Origin of the sequence: Actinomadura geliboluensis (genome assembly GCF_043197915.1) — a bacterium.
GTDB lineage: Bacteria > Actinomycetota > Actinomycetes > Streptosporangiales > Streptosporangiaceae > Spirillospora > Spirillospora geliboluensis.
The window spans coordinates 182,695-204,751 of record NZ_JBICUA010000014.1 but is presented as its reverse complement, the minus strand read 5'-3'; the positions used below and the strand labels follow the sequence as shown (position 1 = coordinate 204,751).

Below are 22,057 nucleotides of genomic sequence, written 5' to 3'. Positions count from 1 at the left end.
GCTACTCGCACGTCCCCTGTGATGTCCCTGGGCAGTAGCTGTGTATGCGTTCGCGAAAGCCAGGACATGGCTGCAGATGCCATGCCCCTACGATGATCCGATGAGCCAGGCCGCCCTTAAGCCGTACTGGAATACCAACGTCGCGCGTCACCCTGGCATCCTGCGTGCCGTCCCGGAGGGGTGCAGCGATGCGCTGGACGTTGGCTGTGGGGACGGTCTGCTCGCGCGCAAGCTGACCGGGCGGGCAAAACGCGTCACTGGCATCGACAGCTCGCCAAGGATGATCGCCCGCGCTCACGAACTCGCCGCCGGTGACCCGGATCTCACGTTCATCGAGGGCGACTTCCTCACCGTCGATCTCCCGGTCCAGGGCTACGACTTCATCTGCTCGGTATCCACGATCCATCACATGGACTTTGAGGCGGCCCTGACCCTCATGCGCGATCTACTGCGTCCCGGTGGCACGCTGGTGGTGGTCGACCTGGCCTGTGAGAGGACTCCGGCGGAGTGGGCAGCGATGATCGCGGCCGCCCCGGTCGTACGGACCATCAAGGTGCTGCGCCGTGCGCACGGCCCGGAAGGGATGCCGGTCGCCGACCCACAGATGAGCTACGGGCAGGTGCGAGCCGCAGCGCGGCGACTGCTGCCCGGCGTGCGCTATCGCCGACACGTACTCCGCCGCTACTCGCTGACCTGGGAAAACACCCGACCGCTAACCAGGGTTAATTAGTCATGGCGGTCAGGTGCGTGGACGGGCCCGCTGGTGTGGGCATATGCCAGTCGCATGGCCGGACACGATGGTTTGTCCGCCGTGGGTGAAGTAGCGGGTGGTGGTGACAGTGCCGCCGCTGAGGCGGAGCTCCATTTCCCGCAGATACAGGACGGTGCCGGTCTTGTCGCGGCGGATGAGCAGGTTGCCGTCGGCATCGTAGACGAACGGATCGTCCGGTGGTCCGTCCTTCTCTGGAATGGTCGCGGCGAGCCGGGCGCGGGTGAACGACCCGGATGGTGAGCCCGGTGGCGGCAGCTCGGCCTCGAAGCGCTCGACCGCGTCCAGGATCCTGTAGCGCGTGGCATCCCAGGTTTTCGCTTCACCAGCGGTTCGCCACGTGCTGCGCGATCAGTTCGTCGTAGATCTCGCGCACGCCCGCCGATGCCTCCTGCGACAGCGGAGCGGCGTCGGCCGCGGCGGCGTTGTCGCGGGCCTGGTCGGGTGTGCGGGCACCGGGGATCACCACGGACACCCCGGGCTGGTCGACGATCCAGCGCATCGCGAACTGCGCCATCGTCACCCCGTCCGGAACCAGCGGCCGCAGGCGGCGCACCGCCTCCAAGCCCGTGCTGAAATCCACACCGGAGAAGGTCTCGCCGACGTCGAACGCCTCGCCATGCCGGTTGTAGGTGCGGTGGTCATCGGCGGCGAACGTCGTGTGCTCGTCATAGCGGCCCGACAGCAGGCCGCTCGCCAGCGGCACTCGCGCGATGACGCCGACGCCGGCCGCGCGCGCCGCCGGCAGGACCTCCTCCAGCGGGCCGAGCCGCAGCATGTTGAGAATCAACTGGACGGTGGCCACGCCGGGGCGGGCGATGGCGGCCAGCGCCTCGGCCCGGGTCTCCACGCTCACTCCGTACGCGGCGATCCGGCCCTCCTCCACGAGCGTGTCCAGGGCGTCGAACACCGCGTCGTCCTGGTAGACGGCCGGCGGCGGGCAGTGCAGTTGCACCAGGTCGAGCCGTTCGACCTGGAGATTGGCGCGCGACCGGTCGGTCCAGGCACGGAAATTGTCCAGGGTGTAGATCGACGGGTGCTGCGGCATGACGCGCCGCCCCATCTTGGTCGCCACCATGACGCCCTGGACGCCGCTGCCGCGCAGGAACCGGCCGATCAGCCGCTCGCTGCGTCCGTCGCCGTACGCGTCGGCGGTGTCGATGAACGACACCCCGGCCTCCACCGCGGCGGACAGGACCGACAGCGCCTGGCGGTCGTCGACCGTCCCCCAGTCCGCGCCCAGTTGCCATGCGCCCAGGCCCACGACGCCGACCTTCCGACCGGCGCGCTGCAGCATTCGCTCTTCCACAGGTGTCCCCTCTGCTCCAGCGGTCTGCCACTCGGGACGCGGTTGCTCCGGCCGCTCCCGGCATCGACGCGAATGTTATCGCTAACACTTCGCCACGGTGCTCGGCGGGCGACAGGGGGCAGGCCGAAGGGACGGCAGGTCGGCCGCCGGAGCCGCCTGGTCCGGTCTGACCAGGCGGCTCGCGGGACGTGACGGAGCGGGCGCGGGCCTCTTCGCCTACCTCGAGGGCGAGGGCGGGCGGAGCTCCACCAGCCGGTCCTTCCAGAGGTTCTCGATCTCGCGGAGGCTTTCGATACCGCCGGGGGTGTCCACGTTCAGGCCGAGGTCGCCCAGCGACGACCGGCCGTCCGCCTTCCGCAGCGTCTCGAAGGTGTGGTCGCCGATCTCCGCCGAGCCGGCGGTGGCGTGGTTCGCGGTCAGCCGGGCCCTCTCGGCACCTCCCGGGGTGATCGTCCTCTCCAGCCGGGCGGAGCGCGGCAGGCTCGGTACCAGTCCCGTCAGGTCGCGGAGCTCGCCGCCGGTCTTGGTGGCGATGACATCCCCGACCACCAGGTGGTCCAGGCGGGTGGTCAGGAAGCAGCGGATCGCATCCTCCACCGAGTCCACGATCGGCTCGGCGTGGTTGTTGAAGGACGTGTTGAGCAGCACGGGCACGCCGGTCCGCCGCTCGAACGCGTCCAGCAGCCGCCAGTAGCGCTCGTTGACCTCCCGGTCCACCGCGTGGACCCGGGCCGTGCCGTCCACATGGGTGATCGCGGCCAGTTCCGACGCGCTCTCCGCGCGGACCGGGACGGTGAACACCATGAAGTCCGGCGCCGGGACGTCGGACGGGTACTCGAAGTAGTCCCGCAGGCGCTCGGCCTTCACCGACGGTGCGAACGGCCGGTAGGACTCCCGGTTCTTGACCATCAGGTTGATCCGGCGGTGGTTCTCCGCGGGGCGCGGGTCCGCCAGGATGCTGCGGTTGCCGAGGGCGCGCGGGCCGAACTCCGAACGGCCCTGGACCCAGCCGACGACCTTTCCGGCGGCCAGCAGTCCGGCCGTCTCCTCCGCCACGTCGGCGGAGCGCCGGAAGTCGAGCAGACCCCGCCATTCGGCCAGTCGCTCCTCGACCTCGGAGTCGCCGGGGATCCCCGGGCCCCAGAACACGTCCCGCACCCTCGCGCGCGGGAGCCGGCCGGCCGATTCCCGGTGGACCTTGAGGGCGGCTCCGAGCGCCGCCCCGGCGTCGTGCGCGGCCGGGTGGACGAAGACCTCCTGGAATCGCCCGCCCGTCAGCAGTTTCCCGTTGAGCGTGCAGTTCTGCCCGACTCCGCCGGCGATGGCGAGCCGCCGGTGCCCGGTGACCCACCGCCAGTGCTCGATCATGTGCAGCGCGAGGTCCTCGGTCGCCTGCTGGAGCGCGGCGGCGAAGTCCATGTGCCGCCGGGTCATCTTCTCGCCCTTGCGCCGGGGGACGATGCCCGCCCTGAGCGCGAGCAGCTTGAGCCGGTTGTGGTCCATGTCGAAATGGCCGTCGGAGCGGAGGTCGTAGAGCTCCTCGAAGAGCTTCCGGTAGGTCGCGGGGTCGCCGTACGGGGCGAGCCCCATGACCTTGTACTCGTCGAACAGCCGGTAGCCGAGGATCTCCGTGCCGGCCGTGTAGAGGTGCCCGATCGACCGGTCGATGTCCTTGGAGCCGAGGAGTTCGACCCGTTCCCCGTCGGCGCTGTAGAAGGACGTGGACACGCCTTCTCCCTGGCCGTCCATGACCATCACCAGCGCGTCGTCGTACCCCGACTGCGGATAGGCGGAGTAGGCGTGCGACTCGTGGTGCGGGACGAACGCGAGTTTCTCGTCCGGCAGGTCGTGGCCGAAGAGTTCGCGGATCCGCTCCTTGATCAGTTCTCGGCTCCATTTCACCTCCACTCCGGGATGCTGGGAGTAGAGCTGGAAAAGCACCTTGTCGACCCATTCCTCGGTGAAGAAGAACGCGACCTTGTCGACGTCCGCGATCGTGATGCCGGCCCTGGCCAGCACCGCGCGGACGGCGTCGCCGGGGAACCGGTTGGTGTGCTTGATGCGGCTGAGCCTTTCCTGCTCCACGGCGGCGACCACCCGGCCGTCGCGCAGCAGGACGGCGGACGCGTCATGGAAGAAGTACTCCGGCAGGCGGGGGATGAAGTCCTCGTCGGGCCGGGAGAAGAAGCAGTTGAGCCCCAGTACGTACATCGTCGGCCTCCTTCCTGGGCACCGCGGTCAGCTGTCCGTGGGGACCGCCGTGGAGGACCCCATGCTCGTGCCGTGCGCGTCCAGCGCCTCCACCTTGACGAAGCGGGGCAGCGGGTCGAGGCGGACGGCGGTGTCAAGCCCCTGCCACGCGGCCTCGGCCACCGGCTTGAGGGCGGTCGGCGCGTCTCCGCCGAGCACCCGCCAGCGGGCGACGCCCGTCGCCCCGTTCCAGCTCGCGTGCAGCGCCCCGTCCGGTCCGACGGAGACGGCGGGGGGCGCCGCCGGTTCGGCCGACCAGCGCGACCGGTAGACGCGGTAGCTGCTCCAGCCGGCCGGGAGGGTGGCGTCGAACAGCAGGCGCCCGCTCTTGGCGAACTCCGAGATCCGGCTGCTGGACCCCCAGCTCACGAGCGTGCCGCCGCCGGGCGTCCGCTGGCTTCCGCCCTCGTTCTCCACCGACTGGAGGACGGGGTGGGTGACCTGCCCGAGGTACGTGGCGGTCCGCCGCCGGGCGTCCACCCGGACGCGCACGACCCGCGACTCCCAGCCCGGGGACCCCGCGACGCTCCCGTTGTCGAAGATCCGGTAGGTGCCGCGCCCCTCCGGCATGGCGTCGTGCTGCCAGTTGAACCGCACCCCGGCGCCGAGGCGGAACGAGCTGTGGCGTCCGCCGAGCCTCCAGAGCACCGCTCCGGTCTCCCGGTCCACCTTGTAGACGGTGGAGGTGGTGCGGCCGGAGACCAGCAGGTCTCCGTCATCGTCGACGGCCACGGAGTTGACGTGGAAGTAGTCGTAGGGAGCGCCGTGCGTCAGTTCCACGGGCATGTCGCTCTCGGTGATCGGGACGTGCTGGAGGCTGCTCCACCGCATGATGCGGCGGCCGGTGGCGACGTCGATCTCCTCGACGACGCTGTCCACCGCCTGGCCGTCCTTGGGGCCGCCCACCGGCGTCAGGTCGTACGGCACCGTCCGGTAGCTGGTGACGAGGGCCGTGCCCTTCTCGGTGAGCGCGAACTCGTGCAGGTCGGGCGCGTAGTCGCCGTCGGGCCGGACGGTGGCGATGACGCGGTAGGAGGAGTCGGCGATGTAGCCGACGCCCTTCCCGATGCCGGTGTTGCTGCTCGTGCCCTGCCACCAGGTCAGCACGGGCTTGCCCCGGTACCGCTGGACGCGCAGGTCCGTGGCGAACTGACCGGCGGGGAGGGGGCGGAACCACACCACCCGCCCGCGGTCGTCGAGGATCTGGGGGCCGTGCACGGCGCCGGAGTCCCTGGCGGACTGCGGCGTGGCGAAGAGCAGCCCCGGGGAGGTTCCCGGCCGGTGGGTCACCACGGTGAACCTGGGCACCTCGCCGGTCTGCGCGGCGGGGGCGGCGGGCGCGAGGGCCGCCGCGGACGCCGCCCGCGAGGCGTGCGGCGGGAGGGCGGAGGCGGAGGCGGCGCAGAGGACGGCCGCCATGCCGACACCGCCCAGGGCGGTGGATCGGCGCAGGCTCAAAGAGAACACGCGTGCTTCCTTCCGGAGTGGACGGCGGGCCGTGGTCCGCGGCCGCTCAGCGCTTCGCTCCCTCGCCGGGAGCGCCGATCCACTGGGTGAGGCGCTCCCTGGCCACCTGGTCGGACTCCTGCGCGACGCTTCGCGGCGGCGCCTTGAACAGCCATGCCGACACCCACTCGTCCACGGCGACGTCGCCGCGGTCCATCGCGAGCTTGGCGATCCGCGCGGCGTCGATCACCACGCCGGCCGAGTTGGGCGAGTCCGGGACGGTCAGCTGCATCTCCAGGTCGATCCGCGCGCCGCCGAACCCGCTGCCCTCGCAGCGGATGAACGCCTTCTTGGTGTCGCCGAGGAAGGGGACGAAGTCGGACGGGCCGATGTGCACCCGGTCTGCGGGGAGATCGCCGTCGTAGGCGTCGGTCACGGCCCCGGTCTTGGACTGCTTCTTGGACGCGAGCCGCTCCCGCTCCAGCATGTTGTAGAAGTCCATGTTGCCGCCGACGTTGAGCTGGTAGGTGCGCTCCAGCGCGATGCCCCGGTCGGAGAACGCCCGCACCAGCGCGCGGTGCAGGTAGGTGGCGCCGAGCTGCGACTTGATGTCGTCGCCGATGAGCGGGAGGCCCGCGTCGCGGAAACGCCGGCGCCACTCGCCGGTGGAGGCGATGAAGGCAGGCACGTTGTTGACGAACGCCGTCCCAGCCTCCAGCGCGGCCGCGGCCCACCACTCGGTGGCGCGCTGGGAGCCGACCGGCAGGTAGTTGAGCAGCACGTCGACCCGGGCCGCCCGGATCTGCTCGACGATCTCGGCGGTGCGGTCCCCGGCGGTCTCGGGGGCGAGGCTCATCCGCTCCTGGTAGCGCGTCCCGGCGCCGTCCAGGGTCGGGGCGCGCAGCACCTCCACGTCGTCGCCGATCGGGAGGAGGTCGCCCTGCGGGATGCCGATGTCGAGGTTCTGGCCCGCGGCCCTGGCCGACCACAGGTCCTTCCCCACCTTCTCGGTGTCGACGTCCCAGGCGGCGACGGGCTCCACGGACCCCGCGCCGTAGGGGCCCACGTACGGGAACATCAGCCCGGAGGTCACTTCGGGGTTGGCCCGGTAGAAGGCGGTGCCCTCGATCAGCGCACGCGCGCAGTTGCCGACGCCGATGATGCCGATACGAGTCCGAGGAGTGTCCATGTTCAGCCTTCCGCGATCGTTTCGATGAGGGTGCAGACCTGCTCGACCTCGTCGTCGTTCCAGGTCATGGGAGGGCAGGCTTCGGTACCGAGGCAGAGGGTCTCGGCGGCCGCGCGGTCGGTGCCCGGAAGGTCCGGTCCGCCGGGGCCGCCGAACGCGGGGTGCCGGTGCAGCGGGAGCGCGCCCCAGCGGTGCGTGGGCACGCCGGCCGCGGCGAGCGCGTCCGCCATGCGGCGCGCCTCCGCGGGGTCCAGGCCGGGGGCGCCGAAGCGCACCTTGTGCCAGCCGGGTTCGGCGCCGTCCGGGGCGTGCTGGCGCCACAGGCCGAGCCCGTCCATCGTCTTGTGCAGCCGGTCGGTGACGTCCCGCGCCCGCGCGACGCGGGCGTCGAGGTCGTCCAGGCGGTGCGCGACCATCGCCATCGACAGCTCCGACGGCCGCCAGTTGTGCCCGCCGGGCCACCGCACGCCCGCGTTCGAGCGGTGCTCCCCGGCCGGCACGCCGTAGTCGCGCAGCTCGCGGAGGCGGTCCGCCAGCGCGGGGTCGGAGGTGGTGACCGCGCCGCCGTCCGGAGCGGTCACCATCTTGGCCGCGGAGAACGACCAGGCGTGGGTGCCGGACGCGCCGACGTGCCGGCCGCCGGTCCGGGTGCCGAGCGCCTGGCAGGCGTCGGTGAGCACCGGCCCCCGGTCCAGGCCGTGCGGGACGCCGTGCAGGTCCACCGCGATGACCAGGTCGGCGTCCGCCGGCAGGTCCGGGCCGAGCGTGAGGGTGTCCGGCCGGACCTCCTGGAACAGGAGCGTCGCCCCGATGTGCCGGGCGCCGGTGGCCGTCCCCGCGAAGGTCAGCGACGGCAGCGCCACCCGGGTGCCGCGCCCGGCGCCCAGGGCGTGCAGCGCGGCGTGCAGCGCGGAGGTGCAGCTGTTGAACGCCACCGCGTGCGGGGCGCCGGTGAGGCCGGCCATGCGCCGTTCCACCTCGGCCGTCCAGGGACCGTCGGTCCAGACGCGGGAGCGGGCGACCTCGCCGAGGAGCTCCGTCTCGCGCTCGGTCGGCACGGTCGGCCAGCGGCGGCCGTGCAAATCCATCGAGGCCATTTCACCTACTTTCCATCGTCGGCACGGTGCGAATTCCGGATGAACGGGTGATGGCCGCATTTCGCACCGGGGAAGACCGCGTTCTCGCGGAGATCTCAATTTCCCCGCACCACCCTGAGTCTGCGGTGCCGTGCAGCGATTGATAATCCCTTTGTGGTCGCGCTTACGCGCTACCCGGATGGGCATGCCTGACCGCGGTCGCCGCTGTCGCGCCGGACGGCGCGGACCGCGACGAGCACCACCGCGAGCCCGGCGAGGTTGGTCACGGCGATGGTCCCGTAGAGCAGGTCCTGGCTGTGGAAACTCCGGGCCAGCAGGCCGCCGACGCCGATGATCTGCGCCGCGTACACCGCGTTCAGCAGGAGCGCCGCGCGGCCCCGGCCGATCTGCTCCATCACCGTGATCGCCATGAGCACCATGCCGAAGCACAGGTAGGTGGGGCCCACCTCGTTGAGGTAGCGGGCGCATTCGGCGGCCATCCGCGAGTCGCCCGCCATCACCAGCCCGATCACGTCGCGGGCCGTCCAGACCACCAGCGCCACGGCGCCGTAGACGGCCGCCGCGATCCGCAGGCCCGCGCCCATCGTGGCCGGGTTCAGCCCGCGCCGTCCCGCGCCGCGCTGCTGGTTCATCACGATGGCCGTCGCGGAGCCGAGCGCGATGGCCGGGATGACGACCAGGCTCTGCACGGTCGCGGCGGCGGCGAACCCGTTGCGGATCCGGGGATCGAACGGGCCCAGCACCCACATCATCGCCAGGTTGGTCGCGAAAACCGCCACGTACGAGATCCCCACCGGCAGGCCCACCGACCGCAGCCCGCGCAGCACCTCCGGGCGCCAGCCGACCGGCCCCCGCAGCCCGGCGCGCCGCAGCAGCACGAGGCCCAGCACGCCGCCGGACAGCCCGGCCGCGGCCGTGGCCACCGGCACCGCCATCACGCCGAGCGCCACCGGATCGAAGCCGAGCACGGCCACCAGCGTGATCTCCACGGCCCCGTTCGACAGCGTGATCAGCGCCGCGGCGCGGGCCCGGCCGGCGCCGCGCAGGCAGGAGGCCGCGAGCACCGGGACGATCAGCGTCAGGTTGGCCGCCGCCATCCAGCGCAGGAACGACACGAACTCCGCGTCGGCTCCCGCGCCCACCTGGAGGAACCGGGCCAGCGCGGGCGCCGCGACGGCGATGACCGCGCCGAGCCCCGCCCCAGCGCCCGCCCACACCAGTCCCGCGCTGAACGCCGCGGCCGGCACGTCCGCCGTCCTCCCCGCGCCGTGCCGGAACGCCGTCGCCGCCTGGTTGCTCACGTCGAAGCTCATCTGGAGCGCGAGGAAGAGGAACGCCAGCGGCAGGTAGAGCGACCGGACGGTCAGGTCGGCGGCCTCCATCCGCGCGGACATGGCCAGCACGACGAACGGCACGATGACCCCCGCCGTCCCGGCGAGGGTCATCGGCAGCGCCAGCCGCAGCACCGCCCGCCGCAGTTCGCGCGGACCGGGCGCCGCCGGGGCGTGCGGCGCCTCAAGCACGGCGCAGCCGGCCCTGGACGAGCCCGGTGAAGAGGTTGAGCTTCTGGATGTCGGCCGTGCCCTCCATGAACTCCACGCCCCGGGCGTCCCGCGCCAGCTTGTCCAGGAGGGGGTGCTCCAGGCGCGCGCCCGGCCCGAAGCAGGCGAGCGCCTCCAGCGCGGCGTCCTCGGCGAGCCGCGACGCGCGCGCCTTCGCGGCCGACGCGAGGTACCCCGCGGCGCGGTCGCCGGCGTCCACCGCGACGGCGGAACGCCAGACGAGCTGCCGGACCGCGGTGATGCGGCGCCCGATCCGGTCCTGCCGGTCGCGCTCGCCGGCGGTGAGCGCGCGCCGGCCGTCCCGGACGTACTCGTGCGCGGCGCGGGCGATGCCGAGCGCGAACGCGGCCACGCCCGGCCGCAGCCGGTTGAGTCCCTGGACGGCGCTCCACATGCCGCGCTGGGTGGGCTTGAGGTGCCGGCCGAGCACCCTGCCGGGCGGCACGGGGACCTCGTCGAGGTCGACGGCGGCGATCTGGAGTCCGCGCAGCCCGACGGTGTCCAGCGGCTCGGCCCGGAAGCCCTTCGCGGACGTCTCCACGAGGACCGCGGTCACGCCGAGCGGCCCCGGGCGCGTGCGGGCGAAGACGATGCCGAGGTCGGCGCGCGCCGCGCCGCCGATGTAGCGCTTGGCGCCGGTGAGCAGGTACCCGCCCGCACCGTCGGGCGCGAGCGCGGTCCGCATGGCGCCCGCGTCGGATCCGCGGTCGGGCTCGGTCAGCGCGGAGAACGTCCAGGTGGGGCGCTCCAGGATCCGGGAGTAGAACCATTCCTTCTGCTCGTCGTCGCCGAGCGACTCCATCAGCACGCCCGAGATCACCGGGCCCGGCGCGGCGAGCAGCACGCCCGCGTCGCCGACGGCGATCTCCTCGGCGAACACCACCCGCTCCAGGGTGCCGGTGCCGTAGAAGCGGTACCCGTCCACGACGATGGGATCGGGGTTGTACTCGGCGGGAACCGGCATCCGCGACAGGTAGGAGACGATGGGAACGTCCAGGTGGCGGCGGATGGCCTCCGGGTCGCGGTCGAGTTCCAGGGCCAGCGGTCGCAGGTCCCGCGCCCACTCGCGCGCCCGGCGCCGGATGGCGCTCGTCCGCTCGTCCAGCTCGATCATGCGTCCTCCCCGCCGTCCCGCGCAGGGCCGGCGTAGACGTCGGCGATCAGTTCGGAGATCCGGGCGGCCTGGCCCGGGCCGGCCGCCAGGAAGCTCGACGCCCCCAGCAGGCGCAGCAGCATCCGGTCGGTGGCGGTGATCTGCTCGTGCAGGTGGGCGAGGGCGCTCGCGCCGAGCGGCTCCGGGCCGGGGGGCTGCGGGCCGTCCAGCATCGCGCCGATCTCCAGGTGCTCGATCAGCGCGTCGGCGACCCGCCCCTTGACCATCTGCTGGTGGAGCAGTTTGGCGTCGCCGGCGCTGCGGCTCCCCAGGTACTCCAGGCAGGCGTCGAGGAGCCGTTCGGAGAGCCCCCACCGCAGCCAGGCCAGCCCGAGCACCCATCGCGGGTGCGTCTCCCCGCGCGCACTCCCCTCGCATCGCAGGGCGACGACGGTGCCGCCTTCCGGAACCTCCAGGGTGTGCAGAACGGTCTCCTTCTCGCGGTCGCGGGGAACGACGGCGCCTCCCGCCCACAGCGACGGGCATCCGTCCGCCAGCTCGGCGGGGACCACGGCGTGCCCGCCGGGGCCGCAGGGCAGCGCGTCCCCGAGGACCGCGCCGTGCAGCCGCGACATCGCGGGCATGAGGCCCTCGGCGCGCGCGAGCCGCCGGATCTCCGCACCGTCGCGCGGCCGGCCGCCGCCGTCGCGGGCCGCGGGCTCCCCCGCGGGGACGGTCGTCGTGGCCTTCATGACTCTCCCTCCACGTCGATCGTGGCGGCGCACAGGTACCCGAGCGCGCGGTCGTAGTCGGCGATGATCAGGCGGTGCGGGTCCCCGTCCGCCGCGAGGCCGGGGAGCACCTCGGCCAGCAGGGCCCAGGGTCCGGTGCACGGGCGTCCCGGAGGCGCGCGGAGGACGTCGGCGCCGGGCGGGACGTCCCGCACCGGGTGGATCCCGTGGCCGGTGATCAGCGTGGTCCGTGCCGCACCGGGCGGTTCGCGCTCCAGCAGCGCCTCGATCTCCGCGCGGACCCGCTCCGGCGGCACGCCGTTGAGGCGTGCGGCCGACGGCGCGCTCGCGGGCCCGTCGGGGCCGAGGAGCAGCGCCACGACGGCGTCCGCGGCGGGCGCGTCGTCGAGCCCGGCGGCCGTGTGCAGGAGGAGCCGCTGGTCGAGCATGACGACCAGGACGTTCTGGAACGCCGCCGCCCGGGTGTACTCGGCGGCCGCCTGGAGGCCGGTGAACGCCGCGGCGACGCCCTGGTCGGAGATGGTGAACGCCAGCGGGTCGCCCGGCAGGGCGTCGGCCAGGAAGCACGACGGCGAGCGGCGCGGCACCGAGTCCGGCCCGACGTTGACGACCAGGACCATGTCCATCGCCCCGGCGAACGGCGGCAGCGACGGCAGGACGTCCTGCACCATCCCGGTGAAGGTGTTGCGCGTCGCGCCGACGAGGACGCCGGGGTCGAAGGGCACGCCGTAGGGCAGGGCGAGGTCGGCCTGGAACTGGTCCAGCCGCGACTCGACGACGTCGGGCCGGAGCGGACCGCCCGGCCCGAACGTCCGGTTCACCAGGCCCGAGAGCCGCAGCGGCCGGCGCCCGGCCGGCGCGTCCCCGGCACCGGCCGGGCGCGCGGACGTGGCGAGGTACATCGCGCCTACTCCCCGGCCTGTTCCGCGGCCTGCTCCTCGACATAGGCGGCGAGCGTGCCGACCGTCTCGAAGTGGTGCTGCTCCAGGGTGCCGGTGTCGAACTCGATGCCGATCTCCTCCTCGATCGTCATGAGCAGCCCCAGCACGGTCGTGGAGTCGAGCCCGAGCTCGTCGAAGAGCCTGCTGTCCTCGCCGATGACGGCGGCGTCGATCTCCATCGCCTCGGCGAGCGAGTCGACGATCGTGGCGACCACCCGGCCGCGGGGCGCGTCCCCGCCGCCCGGCTCCGTCACGCCGGTGTCCAGGGTCGTGTTCTCGGTCACGGTGCTTCCACCTCTCTTGTCGTGCGCGTTCGGCGGGCGACGCTCACCGGGACGCCTCGGGCAGCGCCGACGGCTCGTGCAGCCGCTGCCGCGCCAGGAGGTCCTCCGGCAGGTCGCGTTCTCGGATGAGGAGGTCCCGGCCCTCGTGGACGAGCACCTCCGCGGGGTAGCCGTGGCTGAGGAAGTGCACCGGCGACGCCGTCGGGCCGTACGCCCCGGACCGGTGGACGCCGATCAGGTCCCCCGGGCGGACGGACGGCAGCGGCACCTTCCGGCCCAGCGTGTCGTTCGGCGTGCAGAGCGGGCCGGTGACGGTCCACTCCTCCGTCGCGGGCTCGTCGAGCCGGTTGAGCAGGGCCATCGGGAAGTTGCGCTTGACGAACGACCCGATCCCCACCGCCGCCATGTGGTGGTGGGTGCCGCCGTCCGCCACCGCGAAGCGCTCCCCCATCGACTCCTTGACGTAGCGGACCCCCGCCACGTAGGTGCCGGCCTCGGCGGTCAGGTACCGCCCCAGCTCCATGACCAGCCTGGTCTCCGGATGCCGGGCGGCGAACGCGTCGATCACCGGGTTGAGCCGGGCGGTCAGCGCCGCCGCGTCCAGGTCCGGCTCCCCGTCGAAGTAGCCGACGCCGAGGCCGCCGCCGACGTCGACCATGCGCAGCGGGAACCCGTGCCGCCGGGACAGGCGCTCCGCCAGGTCGAGGATCCGCGCGGTGTTCTCCACCACCACGTCCTCGCTGAGGATGCGCGTGCCCATGTAGACGTGCACGCCCATCAGGCGGACCGAGGGATGGCGCGCCGCCAGCCCCTCCTCGGCGAAGACCTGCTCCTCGTCGATGCCGAACTGGCGGGGCTTGCCCCCCATGGCGAGCCCGGACCGCTTGACCGCGAAGCTCGGGTTGACGCGCAGCGCGACCGGCGCGACCGCGCCGCGGGCGCGGGCCAGCCCGTCCACCAGCGCCAGCTCCGGGAGGGACTCGCACACGATGGCGTGGACGCCCTCGTCGAGGCACGCCTCCAGCTCGGCGCGGCTCTTGCCGGGCCCGAGGAAGATGATGTCCGCCGGGTCCACGCCCGCCCGCAGCGCCGTCCTCAGCTCGGTCAGCGAGGACACCTCCGCCCGCGCGCCGAGCGAGCGGAGCAGCGCGCAGATCGAGACGTTCGGGTTGGCCTTGAGCGAGTAGAAGATCTCCATGGCCGGGGACAGCCGGTCCCGCAGCCCGCGGTAGCGGTCCCGCAGCACGTCGCCGTCGTAGACGAAGAACGGGGTGCCGTACCGTTCCGCCAGCTCCGAGACCGGGATGCCGTGGACCTGGAATTCACTGGATTCGGTTGCCATCTTGAGTCCTCTCCGAGAGCGCGGCGAGCCGGTGACCGATCTCGGTGTCCAGCACGGCCGTGCGGGCGGCCGAGTCCGCGACCACCACCCCGTACAGCCGTCCCTCGAACGTCGAGCCGGGGGCCGCCTCGGCGGGGGCGGCAGCGTTGACCGTCGCGTAGTTGTTGACGAGCAGCCCGGTCCCGGCGGACGGGTCGAACAGCGTGTCCGCCAGCGCGGCCCGCACCTCGCCGAACGGGAGCCGGCGGCCGAGGCGGACCGGGTAGTGGCGGACCAGCGCCGTCCTCCCCGCGCCGATGAACGCCTCCTGGACCGACGCCAGGTAGGTCGACATGTTGTTGCGCGCGTTGATCTCCACGACGGGATACAGGCCGCCGTCGGGATCGACCATCGCGTCCACCCCCACGACCCCGTGGTAGCCGTCGCCCGCGAGGCACTCGCCCAGCCGCCGGGAGACGTCCTCCAGTTCGGCGGCCTGGGGCGGCGCGAGCCCCGCCGGGATCCGGTGGCCCTTGTGCACCCCGTTCTCCGTGAGGGCCTCCTTGACGAAGTCGAAGTGGACGCCGCCGCTCCTCGCCACGGTGAACTGGTAGTTGAGGTCGGCGGCCTTGGCGACCCACTCCTCGACGACGACCGCGACCCGGTCGTCGCCGGACCGCTCGCCGCGGCGCGCCATCATGCGGTGGAGCCGGTCGAGGCGGCGCTCGTCGCCGACCACCTCGATGCCCTTGCCGGAGACGCCGAAGGCGTCCTTGACGACGACGGCGCGGCCGGACCGCAGCACGGCGCGGGCGGCGGTGAGCGCCGCCGCCAGCTCGGCCAGGGTCTCGCAGGTCCAGCCGCGCGCCTGGCGCAGCCCGAGCTGATCCGCGAGCCGGCGGCTGTAGATCTTGCTGTTGACCGCTTTGCAGACCGCCGCGGACGGCGCGGCCAGCGGGACGCCGGCCCGTGCGGACAGCCGCTCCTCCAGCTCGGACACGCCGTGCGGGAACAGGACCGCGCCCCGCTCGGCGAGGCGGCCGAGTTCGCCGAGCAGCCGCGGGTCCGCCAGGGCGTCCTCGGTGACGACGCGCCGCGGGTCCTGTTCGGCGGCCACGAGCAGGTCCGGCAGACCGAACCCGAGTTCCTCCAGGTAGGCCAGGTGGTCGGGGTCGGGCGCGGCCTTCAGCACGACGTGGTCGCCCTTGCCCGCGAGCAGCACGGCGAACTCGTCCATGCGGTTGACGACGGCGCCGCCGCTCCCGAACGGGAGCCTCGGCAGCCCCGCCTCGCCGCGGGCCCACTGGTCCTCGACCTCGAAGTTGCCGAGGAACACCAGCCCGGTGCGGGCGTCGCCGGCGACGGCCGCCTTCAGCCGGTCGCCGAAGCTCCGCGAAACCTTGCGCATGTTCACCCCTCAGTGCTCCAGGACCATCGCCGAGAACGTCGCGCCGAGCCCGACCGTGGCGAGCAGGTACCGGTCCCCCGGGGCCAGCCGGCCGAGGTCGCGCGCCGTCCGGTAGTTGATGAAGGGGTCGGCGCAGAAGCAGTGGCCGGTGACGGGGACGTTGTCGAGGAAGATCCGGTCGAGGGGAAACCCGAGCCGCCTGGCCACGCGCTCCCAGGAGATCCGGTTCACGTTGTGCGGGAACACCCACGCGACGTCGTCCAGGCCGAGCCCGGCGGTGTCCAGCGCGGCCAGCATCACCTCGGCGAGGGCCTCGGTGTAGACCTGCTGGAACTCGGCGGTCAGCTCGTCGGCCACCGCGTTGAAGCGGCCGTGCGTCCGCGCCGCGTACCCGAGCACCACGTCCCGCTCGTCGCGGGTCCCGACGAGCACGGCGGCGCCGCCCTCGCCGTTGATCGCGGTCCCCGGCACCGTCCTGGCCGCCTCGGTGTAGGTCTTCTCGCCGGTGAGGACCAGGGCCAGCGCGTCGGGGTCGCCGTCGGCGGCCAGCAGCTTGCCGCACAGGTCGACGGCGAGCAGCCCGGACGCGCAGGCGTGGTGGGTCAGCGCGAACGCCGTCGCGTGCTCCAGCCCGAGCGCGTCCCGCACGTCGTGCACCGGGTTCACCGGATAGGGGGCGACGACCGGCATGGTCCGCGCCTGGACGACGTAGCGGACGTGCTGCTCCCTGCCGCGCAGCGCGTCGAGCTTGTCGACCGTGGCCATCAGCAGGTCGGTCACCGTGCCGTCCGGCTCGCGGCAGATCTCGGCGAGGCCGAAGAACCGCCGGAAGACCTTGATCTCCGCGGGGGCCAGGCCGAGCTCCTCGCCGACCCGCTCGATGGGCACCCGGTGCGCCGGCAGGTAGGCGGCCACCGCCTCCAGCGAGGTCATCGGGCGTCTCCGGGCGAGCCGATCCGCGCCGCCAGCCCCTCGATGTGCGCGGCGAGCCCGTCGATCGTCGGGTGGTCCCACACGACCGTCGGCTCCAGGACGATGCCGGTGTGGTCCTCGAGGTCGCCGCAGAGGATCAGCGCGTAGACCGAGTCGAGGCCGTAGGCGGTCAGCCGGGCCGCCGGGTCGATGGAGCCGGGGTCGCGCTCGGCGTAGTGGGCCACCCGTTCCCGCAGCCAGTCGCGCAGGCCGGTGACCGGTGACGTCGGGCCGGGACTGTTCATCACTCTCTCCTTGGCGTCGGTGGATGGGGGGCGCCGCGCGGGCGGCGCCGTCACGGCGGCCCGTGCCCGGGCAGCGGCCGGTTCGCCAGGCCGAACGTGCGCCGGTCGCGCTGCCGGGCGAAGACCTCCGCCGACAGCCGGCCCGCCTGGTGCTCGGGCGCCGGGCCGGGGTCGCGGCCGATCCGCTCGGCGATGCGCCGCAGCGCGGCCACGGCCCACGCGGGGTCGCGGAGGAACGGGTCGTCGCCGTCCCGGTTGTGGATCCAGACGTTCAGGCAGGCGATGGCCGCGAGGACGGCGGCGTACCGCGCCGCGAGCTGCAGGGCCTCGGGGCGGGCCGCCACGGTGAGGTCGCGGGGCGCGAGCGCCGCGCAGTCGTTGCGCAGGTCGTCGAACTCCGCGGCGAAGACCAGCGCGAGGCAGCGCAGCGCGGGGTCCAGGCCGGGGTCGTCGAGGGCGGTCGCCAGCGAGGTGCTGAACGTGTCGCGCCCGCCCGAGCCGATCGACAACCGGTCGAACGGGAGCGGCGGCAGCGGCCCGTCCAGGCGGAACAGCTCCGCGGGCGCCTCGGCCTCGCCGGGCCAGGCCCTGCGCGCCAGCCGGGGGAGCTGCGGCAGGACCGTGCCCAGGCAGGCGACGCGGGCGGCGTGCCCGAACCCGGCGGGCGCGAGGTCGCGCAGCAGCTTCTGGAAGATGCCGTACGCGCCGTCCCGGAGATAGGACTGCGCCCCCAGGACCTGCCCGAGCCGGTTCATCGCGTCCATCAGGAGCGTGGCCACGAAGTACTTGGCCGAGGAGGCGTACAGGCTGGCCTCCCCGGGCAGCAGGTGCACCGAGCGCGCCACCGCCGTCGCCATGCAGTCGCAGACGAGCAGGTCGGTGAACGCGTCGCCGATGATCCCGCTGATGTGCGGCATCGCGGCGGCGGGGCGGCCGTACAGGACGCGTTCGGCCGCGAACCGCGCGGCGGCGTCGAGACCGCCCTCCAGGACGCCCGCCGCCATCGCGGGCAGCGCGGTGCGGGTGAGCTGGAAGGACCGCAGCGCCGTCTCCATGCCGAGGCCGGGCCGGCCCAGCACGGCGTCGGCGGGGACCGGGCAGTCGTGGAACTCCAGGCCGCCGAGCTGCACGCCCCGCATCCCCGCGCTGTGGAAGCGCGGCAGATCGGTCAGGGCCCCCGGCGGCAGGTCCGCCTTCTCGACCAGCAGCTGGGAGTGGCTGCGGCTGCCGGGGTCGGCGGACGTGCGGGCGAACAGCACCATGGCCGCCGCGCGCCGCGCGTTGGTGACGACCTCCTTGCGCCCGTTGAGCCGCAGCCGCCCGTCCGGTCCGGGCAGCGCGGAGAACTCGGCGCGGGCGAAGTCGTTGCCGTGGGCGAGCTCGTGGTACACCGACGCGACCCGGCGGCCGGACAGCAGCAGGTCGGCCGCGCGGCGACGCTGGGCGGGGTCCCCGGCCGTCCAGACGTTCACTCCGGCGATGAAGCTGCTCGCGCCGTACCCGAGGCCGAGGCACGGGTCGCGGCGGAAGACCGCCCGCATCACCTCGATCAGGCGGTCCAGGCGGGTCAGCCGCCCGCCGAGCTCCGCGGGCACGAACTCGGCGTTCAGTCCGTACTCGTCCAGGGCCCGCTCCCCGTCGGCGAACATCTCCCCCGCCTCGTCCGCGGCGAGGACGGCGGCGTGGCCGAGGGGGTTGGCCGGGTCCCACGGGTCGCCGAGGCGCCGGTCCAGGTCGGCCGGGCCGGGGTGCGCGGCGGTTCCGGTCATCGGGCTCCCCCCAGCCGCGGGCCGACCGGGCGGCCGGCCGCGACGGCGTCGAGAAGCCGGTCGAACACCTCTTCCTCGGCCGGCCGGCCGAGGGGGCGCAGCGACCGCAGCACGAGCGCCAGGCACGCCTCCGGCCACAGCGGATCGTCGCCGCGCGCCCGGTTGTGCGTCCACAGGCGCAGGACGGCCGCGCCGGCCAGGCACAGCTCGTACCGCCGGGCCAGGGCGAAGTGCTCGGGCGGGACGTCGCGCGCGGCGGGCCGCACGAGCGCCAGCGCGCCGTGCAGGCGGTCGCAGCGGTTGGTGAGCTCGTCGGCGAGTTCGGCCAGCCGTACCGGGGCCTCGCCCCGTGCCGCCATGGCGTGCAGCTCGACGGTCGTGGCGCGCAGGCCGCGGGTGAGGCTGCACCCGCCGCGGGAGAGCAGCGTGAGCCGGTCGAGCGCGGCGGCGGGCGGCGCCGACGACAGGTCGGCGGCCCGGCGCAGCTCGTCCTCGTGGGCCCCGCCCCGGCGGTGGCCGGCGGCCAGCAGCGGGAAGTGGTTGATCAGGGCGTGCTGGTTGACCAGGGTGCTGCCGTCGAAGATGCCGACCACCCGGTGGTCGCGTTCGAGCTTCTGGAACGCGCCGTGCTCGTGGACCCCGGTCAGGAAGGCGCGGGCGCCCAGGATCTCGCCGCAGGCCGCGAGCAGCGCGTCGACGCGGGCCGGGACGAACGACTTCACCGCGGCGGAGACCACGGCCATCTCCTCGGGCAGCGTGTGCACGAGCCGGGTCCCGAGGACGCTGACGGCCTCGGCGGTGAACAGGGCCGCGTAGCACTCGCCGAGCGTGCGCCGCACGTGCGGCAGCTCGATGAGCCGGTGCCCGTACAGGTCGCGCCGGGCGGCGAAGCCGGTCGCCAGCCGCAGCGCCTGGTCCGCCGCGCCGAGCGACAGGGCGGCGCAGACCGTCCGGGTCAGCTGCAGCGCCTTGAGGACCGTCTCCAGCCCGCCGCCCTCCGCACCGACCAGGGCGTCCGCGGGGACCGGGCAGTCGTCGAGGGCGAACCCGCTGATGTCGGCGCCGCGGATGCCGAGCGTGCGCACCTTGGGCAGGTGCCGGTAGCGGTCGGCGGGCAGCCGCCGCTTGTCCGCGAGCAGCAGGCTGAACCCGCGCTCCCCGCCCGCGGCGGACGTGCGGACGAGCAGGCAGAGCACCGAGCCGCGGGTGGCGTTGTTGATCAGCCATTTCTCGCCGCGGACGCGGTAGCCGGCGCCCTCCCGCGCCGCGGTCATCTCGCCCGCGAGCAGGTCGCTGCCGTGGCCGCGCTCGGTCAGCCCCCAGGACACCGGGACGCCGGCCATGATGTCCGCGCCGAGCGCCCGCGCCTGCTCCGGGGTGCCGGCGACCCACACGGACGCGCCGCCGAGGAACGACTTGGCGTGGCCGATCGCCACGGACAGGTCGCGCCGCGCCACCGACCGCACCGCCGCGAGCAGGTCGTCGTAGCGGGTCAGCGCACCGCCGTGCTCCGCCGGGACGTACAGCCGCGGCAGGCCGAGCCGGTCGAGGTCGCCGCAGATCCGCGCGGGGAACTCCTCGCGCCGGTCCAGCTCCGCGGACCCGGCGTAGGAGATCAGCGCGCCGGGGTCGGCGGGGTCGCCCAGCGCGCGTTCGAACCCGTCCAGGTCCACCTCGCCGGCGTCGATGAGGAGGCCGGGCGCCGTCACCGGGCCCCCTCGACGACCGCGCGCACCGCCGGGGACAGGTCCGCGTGGACGGCGTCGAGCCGCCCCTTCAGGAAGTCCTCGCGCATCAGCCGGCGCTGGATCTTGCCGCTCGTGGTCCGCGCGATCCCGCCCGGCCGGACGAGCACGACGCCCCGCGCGGGCACGCCGAAGTCCGCCGCGACGCGGTCCCGGATCGCGGCGACGATCTCCGCGAGGCCGGCGGGGTCGACGCCGCGGGCCCGGCACTCCCGGACGATCACGACCTGCTCGTCCGGCGCCGGCACCGAGAAGGCCGCGGCCACGCCGCGCGTCAGCGCCGGATGCGCGTCGCGGGTGGCGGCCTCCAGGTCCTGCGGGTACAGGTTGCGGCCGCGGACGATGATCAGCTCCTTGCATCGGCCGGTGACGTAGAGCTCGCCCTCGTACAGGACGCCGAGGTCGCCGGTGCGCAGGAAGCCGCCCTCGCCGTCCGCGGCGACGGCGCCGAACACCTCCGCCGTCTCCGCGGGCCGCTCCCAGTAGCCGCGGGCGACGTTGCGGCCGCGGACCCAGATCTCGCCCACCCGCCCGTCCGGGAGGACCTCGCCGGACTCCGGGTCGCAGATCCGCGCCTCCACCGGTCCCGGCCTGCCGCAGCCGACCAGCGGCTGCGCGGCGGGGTCGCCGGCGGCCGGGACGAACTCGCCGCGCTCGAGCGCGGCGGGGTCCACCGGGCTGACCACGGGCGACCGGTAGGCGTTGCCCGAGACGACGAGCGTGGCCTCCGCCATCCCGTACCCGGGCAGCATGGCCGAGGGGCGCAGCCCGGCCGCCGCGAACCGCTCGGTGAACCGGCGGACGGTCGCGGCCCGGATCGGCTCGGCGCCGTTCACCGCCAGCCGCCACCGCGAGAGGTCGAGCCCGGCGAGCTCCTCGTCGGTGACCCGGTCGACGCACATGTCGTAGGCGAAGTTCGGGGCGGGCGAGGTGTCGACGCCGTGCCGGTCGATCAGCGCCAGCCAGGACGCGGGGCGCTTGAGGAAGGCCAGCGGCGGCATGAGCACGCTCCGGGTGCCGATCACGAGGGGGGTGAGCAGCGTCCCGATCAGCCCGAAGTCGTGGTACATGGGCAGCCAGCCGCCGACGGGCCGGTCGGGGTCGACGCCGGTGAGCCGCGCGAAGTTCCGGGCGTTGACGAGCAGGTTGGCGTGGTCGACCACGACGCCCTTCGGGGCGTCGGTCGAGCCCGAGGTGTACTGCAGCAGGGCAGGCGCCCGGGGGTCGGCGGGCGGCCTGCGCCACGCGTCCGCCCCGGGCAGTTCCTCGGAGTCGGGGCTGAGCAGGTCGAGCCCCTCCAGGTCCTGCTCCTTGGCCCATGAGGAGACCAGGTCGCGGTCGGTGCCGTCGGCCAGGACCGCGGCGACCCGCGCGTCCCGCGCGATGGCGGCCAGCCGCCGCGCCTGCCGGCGGTACCCGTCGGGCGGCGGCGCCGACACCGGGATCATGCCCGCGTACATGCAGGCCAGGAAGGCGCGCGCGAACCCCGGCCCGGTCGGTTGCAGCACCAGCACCCGCTCGCCGGCGGCGAACCGGTCCTGCAGCAGCGCCGCCGCGCGCCGGGCGCCGGTGTCCAGTTCCGCGTAGGTGAGGGTCTCCTCGGACCCGGAGCGGAGCGGGTCCGCGCTGTGGACCAGCGCGACCCGGTCCCCGTGCTCGTGCACTCTCGCGCTCATGAGGTCGACGAAGCTCGTGTGCTCGTGCATCCGCTGCCAGCCTCCATCGGGCGAAACGTTCGAGTGACGAGCGTGGCCCGGCGGCGGCGCGCCGAGGAAGCCACAAACGAGCGCGCCATGGATCTGCACGATCGGCATGCCCGAACAGGCACGCGGACGGCGGCGGCCCGGCGCTGAGCTGCCCCGACGGTGCTCGCACGAAGGGGCATGGGCCGATGTCCTGCCCGAA

At 73.9% G+C, this 22,057-nt stretch carries 19 protein-coding genes; 2 read left to right on the top strand and 17 right to left on the bottom strand.

All coding sequences use genetic code 11. From position 1 onward, the window contains the following. Window positions 1-100 precede the first annotated feature (100 nt). Window positions 101-730: a class I SAM-dependent methyltransferase gene (locus tag ACGFI1_RS37340; RefSeq protein ID WP_392792305.1), complete on the top strand. Its 630-nt coding sequence runs from the start codon at window positions 101-103 to the stop codon at window positions 728-730. Between the two features lie 54 nt (window positions 731-784). Next, window positions 785-1,012: a hypothetical protein gene (locus ACGFI1_RS37335; RefSeq protein ID WP_392792302.1), complete on the top strand. Its 228-nt coding sequence runs from the start codon at window positions 785-787 to the stop codon at window positions 1,010-1,012. 79 nt (window positions 1,013-1,091) lie between these two features. On the opposite strand, the gene ACGFI1_RS37330 is transcribed toward ACGFI1_RS37335, so the two are convergent. The 17 genes from ACGFI1_RS37330 to ACGFI1_RS37250 all read right to left on the bottom strand — a co-directional run bounded on the left by ACGFI1_RS37330 (window position 1,092) and on the right by ACGFI1_RS37250 (window position 21,858). Beyond that, on the bottom strand, window positions 1,092-2,078 hold the full coding sequence (locus ACGFI1_RS37330) for an aldo/keto reductase (protein ID WP_392792300.1): 987 nt from the start codon (window positions 2,076-2,078) through the stop codon (window positions 1,092-1,094). A 216-nt stretch (window positions 2,079-2,294) separates the two neighbouring features. After that, the gene (locus tag ACGFI1_RS37325; protein ID WP_392792298.1) at window positions 2,295-4,289 is read right to left on the bottom strand and encodes a carbamoyltransferase family protein; all 1,995 of its coding nucleotides are present in this window, start codon (window positions 4,287-4,289) and stop codon (window positions 2,295-2,297) included. Between the two features lie 27 nt (window positions 4,290-4,316). Then, window positions 4,317-5,795, bottom strand: coding sequence for an arylsulfotransferase family protein (locus ACGFI1_RS37320; RefSeq protein ID WP_392792296.1), 1,479 nt, complete (start codon window positions 5,793-5,795; stop codon window positions 4,317-4,319). Window positions 5,796-5,841: 46 nt separating this feature from the next. After that, on the bottom strand, window positions 5,842-6,963 hold the full coding sequence (locus ACGFI1_RS37315; RefSeq protein WP_138638014.1) for an inositol-3-phosphate synthase: 1,122 nt from the start codon (window positions 6,961-6,963) through the stop codon (window positions 5,842-5,844). Between the two features lie 2 nt (window positions 6,964-6,965). Beyond that, window positions 6,966-8,051, bottom strand: coding sequence for a DegT/DnrJ/EryC1/StrS family aminotransferase (locus ACGFI1_RS37310; RefSeq protein ID WP_392792294.1), 1,086 nt, complete (start codon window positions 8,049-8,051; stop codon window positions 6,966-6,968). 179 nt (window positions 8,052-8,230) lie between these two features. After that, complete coding sequence (locus ACGFI1_RS37305) at window positions 8,231-9,583, bottom strand: MATE family efflux transporter (protein WP_392792291.1); 1,353 nt, start codon at window positions 9,581-9,583, stop codon at window positions 8,231-8,233. Next, window positions 9,576-10,736 carry an acyl-CoA dehydrogenase family protein gene (locus ACGFI1_RS37300; protein WP_392792288.1) on the bottom strand — a complete coding sequence of 387 codons (1,161 nt, stop codon included), beginning with the start codon at window positions 10,734-10,736 and terminating at the stop codon, window positions 9,576-9,578. Before ACGFI1_RS37300 ends, ACGFI1_RS37305 begins: the two co-directional genes overlap by 8 nt. Next, window positions 10,733-11,467, bottom strand: coding sequence for a hypothetical protein (locus ACGFI1_RS37295; RefSeq protein WP_392792286.1), 735 nt, complete (start codon window positions 11,465-11,467; stop codon window positions 10,733-10,735). Before ACGFI1_RS37295 ends, ACGFI1_RS37300 begins: the two co-directional genes overlap by 4 nt. Next, window positions 11,464-12,369, bottom strand: a complete 906-nt coding sequence (locus ACGFI1_RS37290) for a hypothetical protein (protein WP_392792284.1) — start codon at window positions 12,367-12,369, stop codon at window positions 11,464-11,466. Before ACGFI1_RS37290 ends, ACGFI1_RS37295 begins: the two co-directional genes overlap by 4 nt. A 5-nt stretch (window positions 12,370-12,374) precedes the next feature. Continuing rightward, window positions 12,375-12,692 (bottom strand): acyl carrier protein, encoded by a 318-nt coding sequence (locus tag ACGFI1_RS37285; RefSeq protein ID WP_205719236.1) that lies wholly within the window; start codon window positions 12,690-12,692, stop codon window positions 12,375-12,377. A 43-nt stretch (window positions 12,693-12,735) separates the two neighbouring features. Then, window positions 12,736-14,034 (bottom strand): type III PLP-dependent enzyme, encoded by a 1,299-nt coding sequence (locus tag ACGFI1_RS37280; RefSeq protein WP_392741625.1) that lies wholly within the window; start codon window positions 14,032-14,034, stop codon window positions 12,736-12,738. Then, the gene (locus ACGFI1_RS37275) at window positions 14,015-15,421 is read right to left on the bottom strand and encodes a preATP grasp domain-containing protein (RefSeq protein WP_392792281.1); all 1,407 of its coding nucleotides are present in this window, start codon (window positions 15,419-15,421) and stop codon (window positions 14,015-14,017) included. Before ACGFI1_RS37275 ends, ACGFI1_RS37280 begins: the two co-directional genes overlap by 20 nt. Window positions 15,422-15,430: 9 nt before the next feature. After that, window positions 15,431-16,354, bottom strand: coding sequence for a ketoacyl-ACP synthase III family protein (locus ACGFI1_RS37270; RefSeq protein WP_392792279.1), 924 nt, complete (start codon window positions 16,352-16,354; stop codon window positions 15,431-15,433). After that, window positions 16,351-16,638, bottom strand: a complete 288-nt coding sequence (locus ACGFI1_RS37265) for an acyl carrier protein (protein WP_364553231.1) — start codon at window positions 16,636-16,638, stop codon at window positions 16,351-16,353. Before ACGFI1_RS37265 ends, ACGFI1_RS37270 begins: the two co-directional genes overlap by 4 nt. Before the next feature lie 50 nt (window positions 16,639-16,688). Continuing rightward, window positions 16,689-18,407 (bottom strand): acyl-CoA dehydrogenase family protein, encoded by a 1,719-nt coding sequence (locus ACGFI1_RS37260; RefSeq protein WP_387068045.1) that lies wholly within the window; start codon window positions 18,405-18,407, stop codon window positions 16,689-16,691. Further along, on the bottom strand, window positions 18,404-20,116 hold the full coding sequence (locus ACGFI1_RS37255; protein WP_392792276.1) for an acyl-CoA dehydrogenase family protein: 1,713 nt from the start codon (window positions 20,114-20,116) through the stop codon (window positions 18,404-18,406). Before ACGFI1_RS37255 ends, ACGFI1_RS37260 begins: the two co-directional genes overlap by 4 nt. Beyond that, the gene (locus ACGFI1_RS37250; RefSeq protein ID WP_392792274.1) at window positions 20,113-21,858 is read right to left on the bottom strand and encodes a fatty acyl-AMP ligase; all 1,746 of its coding nucleotides are present in this window, start codon (window positions 21,856-21,858) and stop codon (window positions 20,113-20,115) included. Before ACGFI1_RS37250 ends, ACGFI1_RS37255 begins: the two co-directional genes overlap by 4 nt. Window positions 21,859-22,057: the final 199 nt, after the last annotated feature.